The organism is Mucilaginibacter sp. P2_D11, from assembly GCF_056404435.1.
The window spans coordinates 183,989-197,420 of the sequence record NZ_JBFUEA010000007.1; the positions used below are offsets into that span (position 1 = coordinate 183,989).

16 protein-coding genes are annotated in these 13,432 nt (G+C 44.6%); 3 read left to right on the forward strand and 13 right to left on the reverse strand.

Annotation, left to right across the window (positions count from 1 at the left end; translation table 11 throughout):
• The first annotated feature begins 43 nt into the window (after positions 1 to 43).
• The gene (locus AC1DXC_RS12980; protein ID WP_477459572.1) at positions 44 to 568 is read left to right on the forward strand and encodes a hypothetical protein; all 525 of its coding nucleotides are present in this window, start codon (positions 44 to 46) and stop codon (positions 566 to 568) included.
• Positions 569 to 653: 85 nt separating this feature from the next.
• On the opposite strand, the gene AC1DXC_RS12985 is transcribed toward AC1DXC_RS12980, so the two are convergent.
• From AC1DXC_RS12985 to AC1DXC_RS13045, 13 genes are all read right to left on the reverse strand, one after another.
• Positions 654 to 962: a hypothetical protein gene (locus AC1DXC_RS12985; protein WP_477459573.1), complete on the reverse strand. Its 309-nt coding sequence runs from the start codon at positions 960 to 962 to the stop codon at positions 654 to 656.
• A 46-nt stretch (positions 963 to 1,008) separates the two neighbouring features.
• Positions 1,009 to 1,563, reverse strand: coding sequence for an RBBP9/YdeN family alpha/beta hydrolase (locus tag AC1DXC_RS12990; RefSeq protein ID WP_477459574.1), 555 nt, complete (start codon positions 1,561 to 1,563; stop codon positions 1,009 to 1,011).
• A 32-nt stretch (positions 1,564 to 1,595) separates the two neighbouring features.
• Positions 1,596 to 2,108 (reverse strand): alpha-ketoglutarate-dependent dioxygenase AlkB, encoded by a 513-nt coding sequence (locus AC1DXC_RS12995; RefSeq protein WP_477459575.1) that lies wholly within the window; start codon positions 2,106 to 2,108, stop codon positions 1,596 to 1,598.
• A 4-nt stretch (positions 2,109 to 2,112) separates the two neighbouring features.
• Positions 2,113 to 3,750 (reverse strand): bacillithiol biosynthesis cysteine-adding enzyme BshC, encoded by a 1,638-nt coding sequence (gene bshC / locus AC1DXC_RS13000; RefSeq protein WP_477459576.1) that lies wholly within the window; start codon positions 3,748 to 3,750, stop codon positions 2,113 to 2,115.
• A 119-nt stretch (positions 3,751 to 3,869) separates the two neighbouring features.
• Positions 3,870 to 5,204, reverse strand: a complete 1,335-nt coding sequence (gene rimO, locus AC1DXC_RS13005; RefSeq protein WP_477459577.1) for a 30S ribosomal protein S12 methylthiotransferase RimO — start codon at positions 5,202 to 5,204, stop codon at positions 3,870 to 3,872.
• Positions 5,205 to 5,349: 145 nt separating this feature from the next.
• Positions 5,350 to 6,312: a signal recognition particle-docking protein FtsY gene (gene ftsY / locus AC1DXC_RS13010; protein ID WP_477459578.1), complete on the reverse strand. Its 963-nt coding sequence runs from the start codon at positions 6,310 to 6,312 to the stop codon at positions 5,350 to 5,352.
• Between the two features lie 191 nt (positions 6,313 to 6,503).
• Complete coding sequence (locus AC1DXC_RS13015; protein ID WP_477459579.1) at positions 6,504 to 6,662, reverse strand: DUF4295 domain-containing protein; 159 nt, start codon at positions 6,660 to 6,662, stop codon at positions 6,504 to 6,506.
• Between the two features lie 75 nt (positions 6,663 to 6,737).
• Positions 6,738 to 6,920, reverse strand: coding sequence for a 50S ribosomal protein L33 (gene rpmG / locus AC1DXC_RS13020; RefSeq protein WP_067063463.1), 183 nt, complete (start codon positions 6,918 to 6,920; stop codon positions 6,738 to 6,740).
• 73 nt (positions 6,921 to 6,993) lie between these two features.
• Positions 6,994 to 7,227 carry a 50S ribosomal protein L28 gene (gene rpmB, locus AC1DXC_RS13025; protein WP_067187494.1) on the reverse strand — a complete coding sequence of 78 codons (234 nt, stop codon included), beginning with the start codon at positions 7,225 to 7,227 and terminating at the stop codon, positions 6,994 to 6,996.
• 125 nt (positions 7,228 to 7,352) lie between these two features.
• Complete coding sequence (locus AC1DXC_RS13030) at positions 7,353 to 8,036, reverse strand: hypothetical protein (RefSeq protein WP_477459580.1); 684 nt, start codon at positions 8,034 to 8,036, stop codon at positions 7,353 to 7,355.
• A gap of 167 nt (positions 8,037 to 8,203) precedes the next feature.
• Entirely contained in the window at positions 8,204 to 8,716 is a 513-nt protein-coding gene (locus tag AC1DXC_RS13035) for a hypothetical protein (protein ID WP_477459581.1), read from the reverse strand.
• Between the two features lie 27 nt (positions 8,717 to 8,743).
• Positions 8,744 to 9,454: a hypothetical protein gene (locus AC1DXC_RS13040; protein WP_477459582.1), complete on the reverse strand. Its 711-nt coding sequence runs from the start codon at positions 9,452 to 9,454 to the stop codon at positions 8,744 to 8,746.
• A gap of 4 nt (positions 9,455 to 9,458) precedes the next feature.
• Positions 9,459 to 10,211 (reverse strand): hypothetical protein, encoded by a 753-nt coding sequence (locus tag AC1DXC_RS13045; RefSeq protein WP_477459583.1) that lies wholly within the window; start codon positions 10,209 to 10,211, stop codon positions 9,459 to 9,461.
• Positions 10,212 to 10,469: 258 nt separating this feature from the next.
• Here AC1DXC_RS13045 and acs point away from each other — a divergent pair, with 258 nt between their 5' ends.
• Positions 10,470 to 12,371 (forward strand): acetate--CoA ligase, encoded by a 1,902-nt coding sequence (acs, locus tag AC1DXC_RS13050; RefSeq protein ID WP_477459584.1) that lies wholly within the window; start codon positions 10,470 to 10,472, stop codon positions 12,369 to 12,371.
• An 88-nt stretch (positions 12,372 to 12,459) separates the two neighbouring features.
• On the forward strand, positions 12,460 to 13,410 hold the full coding sequence (locus AC1DXC_RS13055; RefSeq protein WP_477459585.1) for an alpha/beta fold hydrolase: 951 nt from the start codon (positions 12,460 to 12,462) through the stop codon (positions 13,408 to 13,410).
• Positions 13,411 to 13,432: the final 22 nt, after the last annotated feature.

Sequence of the window (13,432 nt, forward strand, 5' to 3'; positions counted from 1 at the left end):
CTTTGCAAAGAACTGAAATTCGTCGGATCGATAATATAAAAACATGCCTAAACACTTAAAAATCACAACATCAATTAAATCAATTTTACTTTTTACCGCCGCTTTTGCCGTACTTACCTTTGGCTCCTGCAAAAAGGACTCGAACAACCAACCAGCCTTGAGTATCTCGGCTAAGGTTGATGGTACCGCTACAGCTTTCAACAACAATATCCTTGGCTTTAAGGGTACGCAGGGCTCAACCGACTTTACCAGCATAGAAGGCACTGCTGCGGATGGCACGAATATGTCGTTAACAATATACGGAACTATAACGGCCGGCAAAACCTATTCGTCTGCTGCGGCTTTTGGAGAACAGGGCCTTGTGTTGTACACTACTAAAGATGATGATTCTTATATGATTTCTGTAGACGACGCTTCAACCTCGACAAGTATTACCGTTACTAGCGTATCCGGAAACAAAGTATCAGGTACTTTTCAGGGTACACTTAAAGAATTTATAGTTGGCCCGGGCACCCCTCACACAAAAATTATCACCGAAGGTAAATTCACCGCGGAAATAACGAACTAAAATATTTTCCATAAAATTGAAATGCCGACACAAGCCGGCATTTTCATTAACGGGATTTTTAAGAAGGGAAGATTAATTTTTCTGGCTAGAAAAACACACCGTATATAATACTCAACAACGTAACTGCCTGAAACACGTAGCAGAACTTGGTGAATATCCTGGCCGCACGTGCGCCGGTTATAAATTGCCCGATAAGAAACAAGGCCAGCGTACAAAAAACGCCCATCACTATACCTGCGCCGACGATTGCTTCCCCAACTTTGTCGGCATACTGCCGGGATGCGAAGTGGTTATAGATGTAAAAAACCAGGCATAAGGCCCAATATACCCAAAAACTCCTATCGGGTATGGTGGACATACGCGCTGTTGGATGCGGGGTTAATTCTTCCTCCATTATTATTGAGTTTTAATTGGCGATAATGATTGACTATAATCCGTACTTAAACCTGAGTTTTTGCCGGATCGTCTAAATCTTGTAAATAAGCCAGTCCTTCCGTCCACTGGCTATGGCCCGAGCCAGCGTTGATATGCCCCGCATCGCCAATGGTGATAAACGTACTTCCCCATGCATCGGCGAATTGTTTTGCGCGGGTGGGTGTTACGTAAAAGTCGTTGGTGCTGGCTACGGTTATGCTTGGGAACGGCAATTTATTTAAAGGCATCGGGGTAAAGCAGGTAGTGCCTGCAGGATAGCTTTCGGCTTCGGTATCGCTTGGGGAAACTAATAATGCGCCTTTTATTTTTGTACCGAATTTTTGTGCCCAATAAGCTATGGTACAGCAGGCGAGGCTGTGGCCAACCAATATCACATTGGCGGGATCATAGGCGCTAATCGCTTGATTCAACGTTTCTATCCAGTCGTTACAATCTGGGGTCTCCCAATCTTGTTGCTGTACACGAATGAAGCCATAAGTGTTTTCCCAGTACGATTGCCAATGTTGCGGACCGGAGTTACCCAGTCCGGGGATGATAAGAATAGTGGAATTGAAGGCCATGGGTCGAAAATTATAACCTTAAGATAGCTTTTTTACTTAATTTTTCTAAATGTTAAGCTCATTCTTTCGGCATCGATAGCGGCTTCCGGGATAGCGTGTTCCCACTTTGCCTGAACATCCTGAGTCATATAAAACAGTGAGCCCGACGATAGTTCAAAATCAATGGTATGTGTTTTATCGATTATTTCCCTAAACCGCAATATGCGGGCTTGTCCCAACGAAATTATAACAACGCCTGTATCAGCTTCCAGGATGTCGATCTGGTCGGAATGAAAGCCCATCTTCGATTTACCGTTGGGGTAATAATTGATAAGGCAATTGTTCGGCATAAAGCCAAGTTCTTTTTCTGTACTGGTGCATATCTGCCGCAACTCTGGTAATAGCGGCTTAAAAGGATAGCTGATTTGAGAGTAATTATAAGCTACGCCATAGCTGGCGGTCTTTCGTACGGTCATGCGCTCATCCCAGGACACCGTACCTTTTAAAATATTAAAGGTTTCCTCGGGGCGTGATAAAAATCCATCTATGTAGGTTACTCCTTCCATGTGGTTACTCCGTCAGCACTGTAAACTTAAAGTCCAGCGGCTCAAAATTGCGGATGAGTTCATCTATAAACAACTGGCCCCATTTTACGTAGCTGAGGCCGAAGTTTTCCTGACGCTCTTGCAGGCTGTTTTTGGGGAAGAGGTCGGTTTTGATGTGCTCTATCTGCTCCAGCCGTGTTTGGTAATTGCGTTTCTCGGCTTTTACCAGTTTCTTCTGGAAGCTATCCATGGCATGTTTCAGCCGGGCCTGTACGGCGGCGGCGGAAGGGGCGAGGGTAGGGTCGATCTTATGCGAGCGTAGTTTTATCTTTTCGAAGGTGCGCTCTATTTCGCGCCATTCTTCGGTGAGGGTAAGGTCGTGATTGCTGTGTTTTTTTACCCAGCCGTTTTTTATCTCGTCGGTACTTTTGAATAATTCGGCCGGGGCAAGCTCCATGCTCTTTATTTTGGCGGCGGTGTCCTTGGGGATAACCAGGGCCGAATTGCGGAGGATGAGGATAGGGAAATCAACCCCGTAATGGTCGAAATTCGATTTCAGTTCCAGCCAGTAAACCAACTCGGCGCCACCGCCGATATAGGCGATGTTGGGCAAAATGCATTCCTGGTACAGCGGGCGCATCACCACGTTCGGGCTGAAGCGTTCGGGCGTGGTGGCAATTTCCTGTTTCAGTTCTTCCTCGGTGAAAGCAATCTCTGTATTGTTTACTTTATACAGGCCATCTTCAAATACAAGGCGCTCGCGAAGCTGCTCCTTCAGGTAAAAGAAGTTGATTTCGCGCGGGTTTACCTGTATATGTACGCCCAGGGCCTGTAGCTTTTCGTTTACGGCACTGATGTTTTTAAAACTGTTTTGTTCGATGATATCTCGCTCGATAATAGGGGAGAAGGATTGCTTGAGGCGATGGTCATCCGCATCTATGATAACCAGTCCGTACCGGCCAAACAGGGCGTTTACCAAATAGCGTGTAGCATCGGCCAGTTTATCGAAGGCGGTGTAGGCGGTTTCTACCATTTCGCCCAACTCGTTGGAGTGCCCGTCGATACCCAGCACGCCTTTATACTGGTTTAGCGCCTGGCGCATGGTATCGGGGTTGATGCGGCCCGTTGCGCCCGAAGCCTCGTACCACCAATGCACTTTTTTGCCGCCGATGTTGGTGTAGTTGATCTCCGCAAAATCATGATCTTCAGATGCCATCCAATAAACCGGAACGAAATCTTTATCCGGATGCGCTTCCTTCAGCTCACGGCAAAGCTTAATGGCAGTTACTATCTTGTAAATGAAATAAAGCGGGCCGGTAAATATATTAAGCTGATGTCCGGTAGTAATGGTGTAAGTATTGGGCGAAGCCAGCGATTCAATTTTCTTGCGGACGAATTCGGCGGCTTCTAACTCAGGAAAATTCTTACTTTCGGACTTATCGTCTTTCGAACTTCCGGACTTGCCAAAATACTGCTCGGTTAAAACCTTTACCAACAATTGGCGGTCGGCAATAACTTTTTTATGCTCGAATAATTCGGCAAAGCCTTTAAGCGTGGGGCGGTGACTGTAAAAGGACCTTAACTCCGGCACATCGTCCAGGTAGTCGATAACGGTTTGGGAAAAGTATCCCGTTTCTTTATAGTCAATACAGGCAGCGTCCATTGGATTTACGATTTTAGATTTACGATTTTAGATTTGGGTTGCAAATCCGATATCGCTTATCTGGATGTCGAATTTAGATTTTAAAATCCTAATTCAAACACCGTGCTGCAAAAATGGGCTTATTTTACAATTTGTCCATAAAGGTCAAAGTCCTCAGCGGTGTTGATTTTTACGTTAACAAAGCTGCCAACGGCTGCGTAATCAATACTGGCATCTATTAGCACCTCGTTATCTACCTCGGGCGAATCGTATTCTGTACGGCCTACAAAGTAGCCGCCGTCTTTCTTATCAATCAGTACTTTATAGGTATTGCCTATTTTTTCCTGGTTTTTGTCGAAGCTTATACCCTGTTGGATTTCCATGATGGCGTCGGCACGTTCCTGTTTTACTTCTTCGGGCACATCATCTACTAAAGAGTGGGCATGTGTTTTTTCCTCGTGCGAGTAGGTGAAGCACCCCAGGCGGTCGAATTTGGTATCGGCCACCCATTGCTGCATTTCTTCAAAATCGTATTCCGTTTCGCCGGGGTAACCGGTGATAAGGGTGGTGCGCATGGCAATATTGGGCACGCGGTCGCGAATCTCGTTCACCACATCAATGGTTTTCTGTTTGGTTAAACCGCGGCGCATCGATTTCAGCATGTTATCGGTAATGTGCTGCAAAGGCATATCAAGGTATTTGCAGATATTATCGCGTTCGTTCATTACATCCAAAACTTCCATCGGGAAGCCTGCCGGGTAAGCGTATTGCATGCGGATCCATTCCACGCCATTTACATCGCTTAAGCGACGCAACAGTTCGTCGAGGTTGCGTTTACCATAGATATCGAGACCGTAGTAAGTAAGGTCTTGCGCAATCAGGATCAGCTCTTTGGTGCCGTTTTTTACCAGGCTCTCGGCGTTCTTAACCAGCTGGTCTATCGGCGTACTTACGTGCTTTCCGCGCATCAAAGGGATGGCGCAGAACGAGCAGGGACGGTTACAGCCTTCTGCAATTTTAAAGTATGCAAAGTGCGAAGGGGTGGTTAAGAGGCGCTCGCCAATCAGCTCGTGGCGGTAATCAGCACCTATATTCGTCAAGATATTTTGCAGGTCGTTGGTGCCGAAGTAGGCATCGACGTTGGTAATCTCGGCTTCAAGCTCGGGCTTGTAGCGTTCGCTAAGGCAACCGGTAACAATCACTTTACCTACTTTACCTTGTTCTTTTAGTTCACTGTACTGCAGGATGGTATCGATAGATTCCTGCTTGGCGTTATCGATAAAACCACAGGTATTGATAACGATGATGTCGTTGTTACGCAGCTTTTCGGCCTCGTGTACAACATCATAGGCGTTGCCTTTCAGCTGGCCCATCAGTACTTCGCTATCATAAATATTTTTTGAACAGCCAAGGGTAACCACGTTTACACGGGGTTTCAATAACTTCTTTGGCTGACTGATTTCTTTAGTTCTCATGATATTAAATTATGTCATTGCGAGCGATAGCGCGGCAACCTCATAGGACATTTAGCCACATTGCACAGTAGCGATGCTTGTCCTATAAGGTTGCCACGTCGCCCCTGCGCTTTCTCCCCGGCCGCTCCTCGCAATGACAACTGGGCTATTTAAAAAGGCTATTGACAAAGGAAGTTCGATCAAACAACTGCAGATGCTCCACCCCTTCGCCTACACCTATATATTTTACAGGTATCTTAAACTGATCCGATATCCCTATCACTACACCACCTTTTGCAGTGCCATCCAGCTTGGTTAAAGCCAATGCATTTACTGCCGTGGCTTCGGTAAACTGTTTGCATTGTTCAATTGCGTTTTGCCCGGTTGATGCATCCAGTACCAGCAATATCTCGTGCGGGGCACCGGGAATAACCTTTTGCATTACGTTCTTGATCTTGGTGAGCTCGTTCATCAGCCCTACCTTATTATGTAAACGACCGGCGGTATCAATAATTGCTACATCGTCGCCGTTGGATACTGCCGAACGCAGAGTGTCGAAGGCTACCGACGCAGGGTCGCTGCCCATGGCTTGTGCTACAACCTTTACGCCTACGCGCTCGCCCCAAAGCTTTATCTGGTCCACAGCGGCCGCGCGGAAGGTATCAGCAGCGCCAAGCACTACCTGGTTGCCGGCTTGTTTCAGCTTATGGGCCAGCTTACCGATGGTGGTGGTTTTGCCTACGCCGTTTACGCCAACCACCATTATTACATAGGGCTTGTGGTTGCCGTATTCGAAATTCTGGAAATCGTTGCTGTTGTTTTCGGCAAGAAGCTTTTGTATTTCATCCTTCAGAATGCCGTTCAGTTCACTGGTGCCTACGTATTTATCGCGGGCAACACGGGCCTGTATGCGATCGATAATTTTGAGGGTGGTGCTTACGCCAACGTCTGACGTTACCAGCACTTCTTCTAAATCATCCAGCACATAATCATCAACGGTTGATTTACCGGCAACAACCTTGGTTAATTTTGAGAAGAAATTGTCCTTGGTTTTTTCCAGCCCGGTATCAAGCGCCTGCTGCTCTTGCTGCGTGCTTTCCTTTTTCTTAAAAAAATCAAATAATCCCATATGTAGATGTGCGGATTTTAGATATGTGGATGTGCAGATGATTGCCAGAATCCGAATTATTGGGCTTTACGAATTTTCAGAATCCTGTTAATCCTTTAATTCGATGAACCCCGGTTCAGACAATCAACAAAAAAGCCCTCTCGTAATATACAAGACGGCTTTTAATATTTTAGCAAAAGTTTTACCGGGTATTATTTACCGGCAATTGCATCCTTAACGCCATCGTTAGGTACAATTTGCTCTTTGAATGAGTAAGCACCAGTGCGTGGCGACTTAACCATTGTAATAACTTTTGAATATTCTTTGCCTTTACCTGCTACTTTCAGCGTTGCAACTACTTTCTTTGCCATGTCTTTTTAATTTTGAATGATTGATTTAGTGAATGAGTGATTTAAAAACTACACCCATGACTTATCAGCCAATTATTATTTAATTTCTTTGTGAACGGTTACTTTACGTAAAACCGGGTTGAATTTTTTCATTTCCAAACGCTCGGTTGTGTTCTTTTTGTTTTTGGTGGTAATGTAGCGAGACATACCCGGCATGCCGCTGGTTTTATGCTCTGTGCATTCTAAAATTACCTGAACCCTGTTGCCTTTCTTAGCCATCGTGTGTATTGTTTTGAGTTTTGAGCGTTAGGCGTTGATATTACTCAGCACTTTTCGCCCAAACTATGCTTTATTAAATAGAACCTTTTTTTACGAACTTGTTGATACAAGCAGTAATACCGAGTTTGCTGATAGTTTTAACAGCAGAAGTAGATACTTTTAAAGTAATCCATTTATCTTCTTCAGGGATGTAAAACTTTTTCAACTGTAAGTTTGGATAGAACTTACGTTTGGTTTTAGCGTTCGAGTTTGATACGCTGTTACCGTTCATGTAGCCTTTTCCTGTTAGATCACAAATTCTTGACATGACAAATATTTTTTTAATTCTCGCTCTTCTCCTAAAAAGAGTTTGCAAATATCAGGTTTTTAAAGCAAATAGGCAATAGGGATTTTAAAAATATTTCAAAAAGATTTATGGGGCGGGGAATGGGGTTAATAATAGCTGATTTTGCGGGTTATGGTGTCGGCTTTGCCGGGGCTAACATCAGAGTGCATCGTAATCCTTTTAAGCCAATTTCCTTTTTTATCTACGAGTAGGTAGATAAAGGTTGTTTTATCTTCAGGGCCGCCTTCGCTATAGAAACTACTCATTTCTGTCAATAAATGCTTGTCGTTATATTTAAACTTATTGGAATACTGGTGTTCGGCACCCGCATAACCATCTTCTTGAATAAGGTAACCGGATGCATCATATTTGTAAAAGAATTTTTTTTGGACAGGTCCGTGTAAATCGTACAACTTTGTATCAAAACTACGCATGGATATGCGGCCGTTATTGCCAAATTTATATTCCCCGTCCCTGAAACCGTTGGACACCACTAAGGCCGATGGCTTCCCCTCCTTGTTGTATTTATAAGTGTGCTTTACGAGGCAATTCCACCCCCCTTTCATTTGAGCCCTAATAATGTCGCCGTTTAAATTAAAATCCGTAGCCTCCTTAAGCAAATAGGCATCCTTACTTATTTCAACTATCCGTTTTACTTTGCCATTCAACACTTCTAAGTTGGTGGCGTAATAGGTGGTATTGATTTGGTGCTCAAGGTTTGTGCTTGTAGGCACAGGCTTTTTGCAAAAAGCAAATGTTAAGATGGCGAGTATGAATAAAGGGATTTTCATGTCATCTGCTTTTAATAGTATGTGATTTTGCGTCGTATTGTATCGGTGCCTTCGGATATCGCATGATCTTCAGAGGATTGAACCAATGTTGTCCAATTGCCCTTTTTATCAAAGGACAGGTATGTGTTTTTTATAGATACTTTTTCAAAAGTGCCATTTTCCCGTGCTCAATAATTGCACTGTTTAACCATATTACCGTCTTTATCATAGTCGTATTTCACGATCCGAAACAGCACACTCAATTTGTCATACGTTTGCTGTTGACTTACCCTACCTCCCGGACCAAAGGTGTAAACAGTTCGTTCATAAAAGCCGTCTTTATTATAGTAAAGTGCTTGTACCACATTGCCGTTATTGTCAATTCTGTAAACTGCTTTCGTATATAAACCAACCGAAAACTTTGCCTCCGACTCATTGCCCTCATTAACTTTTAATATAGCGTTATACTTAAAGGTGCCGTCAGGGTTCGCTTGATTGCCTTTTTTATCAAAGATTAGCGTGTCGTTGTGCAGTTGCAAAAGGGGGCTTCCTCTTAAGCTAACGCTTGTTTCTATGAGTTGCTTTACGCGACCGTTCAACACCTCAAAGCGTTCATTTAGCAGTATTGTTGATTTTGTTGTGTTGCCTGTTTGGGCAAAGGGCATTACCGAAAACAACGAAAGCAACAGATATTTATTCATGAACATATTTCTGCGGTTTGGTAAACGTTAATAATAGGTGATTTTGCGGGTTACAGTGTCCTCTCTGCCCGGCTCGTAACCTATGCGGGTCTCAATTCTTTTTAGCCAATTTCCTTGTTTGTCGATAGACGGATATTTGTAAAACGACCGGCTTTCGTATCGCTGATCGCCTATAAAAACATCCATTGCAGTTAAAAAATGTTGCAGGTTATATTTATATCTTTTGGCAAACTGGCGATCTTTCTCATAATAGCCATCGGTTTGCACCATGTTTCCCGCGTCATCATATTTATAATAGAATTTTTTCTCTTTTAATTCAGAATCCGAATCGTCTTTGAGCGCTTTGGTGTAAAAGGCCATTACCGCCACCCGCCCGGCCTTACCGTATTGATAGCGCAACTGGTGAAACTCGGGGTGCATCCCACCACCGTGTGCAATCATCCCTGTTTTCTTCCCGGACCTGTCGTATTGATATACATATTTCCAAGAGTCTTCTGCGTCATTTTTATTAATCTTTTGTGTTGCATTGCCATGTAAATCAAAATCGGTAACCGTTGTTTCGACCCCCGCATAAGATGTTGCAGACGTTTCAGTTAATTGCTTTACTTTCCCATTCAGAATCTCAAAATTAGCATCGAAGATGGTGACAACCTCTGGTTTAGATATAGGTTTGGGCTGTTCCCTACAGGCTGTTATAAATAGGATAATGATTATGCATAGGTATTTGTTCATCTTCATTTAATCAATAATACGTTATAATGCGCGTTGTGGTAATAGTGTCTGGCTTTTGCTTTGTGCGACCCAGAAATTGCCTGTAGCTGACTCGTTGAAGCCAGTTGTGATGTAAATCGTGCAGGGTATATTTTGTGTTAGTTCTCGACCAGGGGAAATGGTTTACAGTTTCGGTATCTTCTATAACCCGGCCAAATTGGTCATATTTATATTCGTTTTCGTTCAGCTGTCGGTGGTCGCCTGTAAACTCAAGCGTGTACTTTATCACCCTGCCTTGCTTATCGTAAAGGTACTGGCTAGTGGTTGCCACCACCCAGGGCACCGGGCTTATACTACGGAAAACAAGGTGGCCGTTATCGATATCGAATTTTAAGGTATCGGCATACTTTTCGGGTTTAAGATTTTTCCCGAAGGGGTAGGAGGTTTTTAGTCTGAACACGTTCATCTTCTGGCCATCGATACCGTATCCGAAGGAATACCTGCTTATGTATTCGGTTATGTGCGTATAGCTGTCATCTTCCCAGGTCCTACTTTGCACGTAACGCCGGGTAAGCTTTTGCATGTTACCTTTTCCATCAAATTCCACTTTGTCGAAATCTGCTTTCGGGTCGCCGGTAAATATTTGCTTTACGTTGTAGTTCAGTACCTCGGTTGACGTTTCCTTCTCGTAATAAAAAGTCTTATTCACCTGCTGCGTACACGATAGGGAACACATCGCTACGAAAATAATCAACAATTTAAGGGATGTAAGATTCAGGTTCATTGATTTGGTGTGGATGCAATGGTGTAATATACGCATTGTTCTTTATTTAAACACAGAGTGCACAGAGATTCAGAGAGCCTACGATATTGACAACAACTTTGCGTCCTCGCGCCTTTGCGAGAAAATTTCACTCGAATGCCTCGATGCTAAATCGATTAATACTAAACAATAGCACTTTTTAAAATATTTTAAAAAGCTATAAATTTATTGCCTCCTTAACACAAAAATTACTAATTTACGCCACCATTATACATCACTATGCAAGTTAAATCGTTTGAAGAATACCAGCAGGCCTATAGCCTGAGCGTTGAACAGCCCGAACAGTTTTGGGAAGGAATCGCCAATAATTTTTTATGGAAAAAGAAGTGGGATAAAGTTTTAGAATGGAACTTTAAAGAACCCAAAATAAAATGGTTTGAAGGTGCCAAACTGAACATTACCGAGAACTGCCTTGACCGCCACCTGGAAAAGAATGGCGACACTACAGCCATCATCTGGGAACCAAACGACCCAACCGAAGACCACCGCATTATTACCTATAAACAACTGCACGATAAAGTTTGCCAGTTTGCAAACGTGCTTAAAAACAACGGCGCCAAAAAAGGCGACCGCATTTGTATCTATATGCCCATGGTGCCCGAGCTGGCTATTGCCGTTTTGGCCTGTGCGAGAATAGGTGCTATCCACTCGGTGGTGTTTGGGGGCTTTTCGGCGCAATCTATAGCCGATAGGATAAAGGATGCCGAATGCAATATCGTGATCACTGCCGATGGCGGTTTCCGTGGTACCAAGGAAGTGCCCTTGAAGAACATTATTGACGATGCATTGGTGCAGTGCCCGTCTATTAAAAAAGTAATCGTATTAACCCGCAGTCGCACGCCGGTATCAATGATCAAAGGCCGCGATGTATGGTGGGAAGATGAAATAAAAAAGGTGGAGACCCAGGGTAACCCCGATTGCCCTGCGGAAGAAATGGATGCCGAGGATATGCTGTTTATCCTTTACACCTCGGGCTCTACCGGTAAGCCGAAGGGCGTTGTGCACACCTGTGGGGGCTACATGGTTTATACAGGTTACACGTTTAGCAACGCTTTCCAGTACCAGCCGGGCGAGGTTTATTTTTGTACGGCAGATATCGGCTGGATAACCGGTCACTCTTATATTGCTTACGGCCCGCTTACCCAGTGTGCCACATCGGTAATGTTTGAGGGCATCCCAACTTATCCAAGCGCGGGCCGCCTGTGGGACATTGTAGAGAAATTTAAGGTAAATATATTATATACTGCCCCAACCGCTATTCGCTCGCTAATGAGCTTTGGCGATGACGTGGTTAAGGGTCGTGATTTCAGCTCGCTGAAAAAACTGGGCTCGGTAGGCGAACCTATAAACGAGGAGGCATGGCACTGGTTTGATGAAAAGATAGGCCAGGGTAAATGCCCTATTGTAGATACCTGGTGGCAAACTGAAACCGGTGGCTTTATGATATCGCCAATTGCCGGCGTTACCAAAACCAAGCCGGGCTATGCAACGCTGCCATTGCCGGGCGTGCAGCCGGTACTGGTTGACGAAAACGGCAAGGAGATACATGGCAACGGCGTAAGCGGTAACCTTTGCATCAAATTCCCATGGCCTGGCATGCTGCGCACCACCTATGGCGACCACGAGCGCTGCCGCACAACCTATTTTGCCACTTACGAAAATCTCTATTTTACCGGCGACGGCTGCCTGCGCGATGAGGATGGCTATTACCGTATAACCGGCCGCGTTGATGACGTGTTGAACGTATCGGGCCATCGCATTGGTACTGCCGAGGTAGAGAACGCTATTAATATGCACGCCACAGTAGTAGAAAGCGCCGTGGTTGGTTACCCGCACGATATTAAAGGGCAGGGCGTTTACGCCTTTGTGGTATGTCCTAATCAGCACGGCGACCAGGAACTCACCCGTAAGGACATCGTTATGACTGTAGCACGAATCATCGGCGCTATAGCCAAACCCGATAAGATCCAGTTTGTATCCGGCCTGCCAAAAACACGTTCGGGCAAAATTATGCGCAGGATATTGCGCAAGATAGCCGAAGGCGATACCGGCAACTTAGGCGATACTTCTACCTTGTTAGATCCGGCTGTGGTGGAGGAAATAAAGGCTGGGGCGTTGTAGGGAAGGAGTCAAGAATTAAAAATCAAGAACCAAGACAGCTACGGATTGGAGTTCTACCATAGTAAAAACAGTAAGTTAACGTTGGACTATGACAGACACGCCCATCATCACCGACAATAAGCAATATATTTCGATCCGGGGCGAGAACCAACGCGATAATCCGGTGTTGCTGTACCTGCATGGCGGGCCGGGCACACCAGATTTTTGTTTCGTGGCCGATATCCTGAAACCGCTGGAAAAAATATTCACCATTTGTTATTGGGAGCAACCTGGCGCAGGCAGATCTTATACAAAGCCTGAGGATAAGAGCGCGATAACGGTAGAACGGATGATTTCAAGCGCTAAGGAGATTTCCGAACTCCTCATTTGGAAGCTCAAGCAAAAAAAGATTTATGTACTCGGGCAATCATGGGGTACGTTTTTAGGGTCGTTGCTGGTGCAGCGGCACCCCGAACTTTTCCATGCATACCTAAGCGTAGGGCAGGTGACTGATCAGTACTTATCCGAACTGGAATCTTATGATTTTGTAAAACAGCAGGCCACGATCCGTAAGGACAGGAGCGTGCTCCGAAAATTGGAAAAATGGACTGTACCCGCACGAGATGCAGGCGCGAAGGCCTGGTTCAGGTACTTTAACTTTCAACGATGGCAGGTGGCAAAATATCGCGGCAGCATGAAGCAAAAGAACATTTTTTTACTAGCAATCTGGAAACTGCTCACCTGCAAAGAATATACTTTTAAAGATAAGCTGAACTACATGAAGGGCTCCTCGCTTAGCCTTAACCAGCTTTGGGGCGACATCATCAATACCAATATCAACGAGGTTGTAACCGAATACAAAATACCGGTTTATTTTTTCCATGGAGAGCACGATCATCATACGTATTATGATGGGACTAAAGATTACTTCGAAAAGCTAAGTGCACCCAAAAAGCGTTTCTATACTTTCCCGGATGCTGCGCATTTTCCGCATACGGAGTGTTTTGAGGAGTTTGAAAGGATTGTTAAAGAAGAAATTTTGGCATCGGCATCTAGCTAAGGTCAGGAATAAAACATAAATT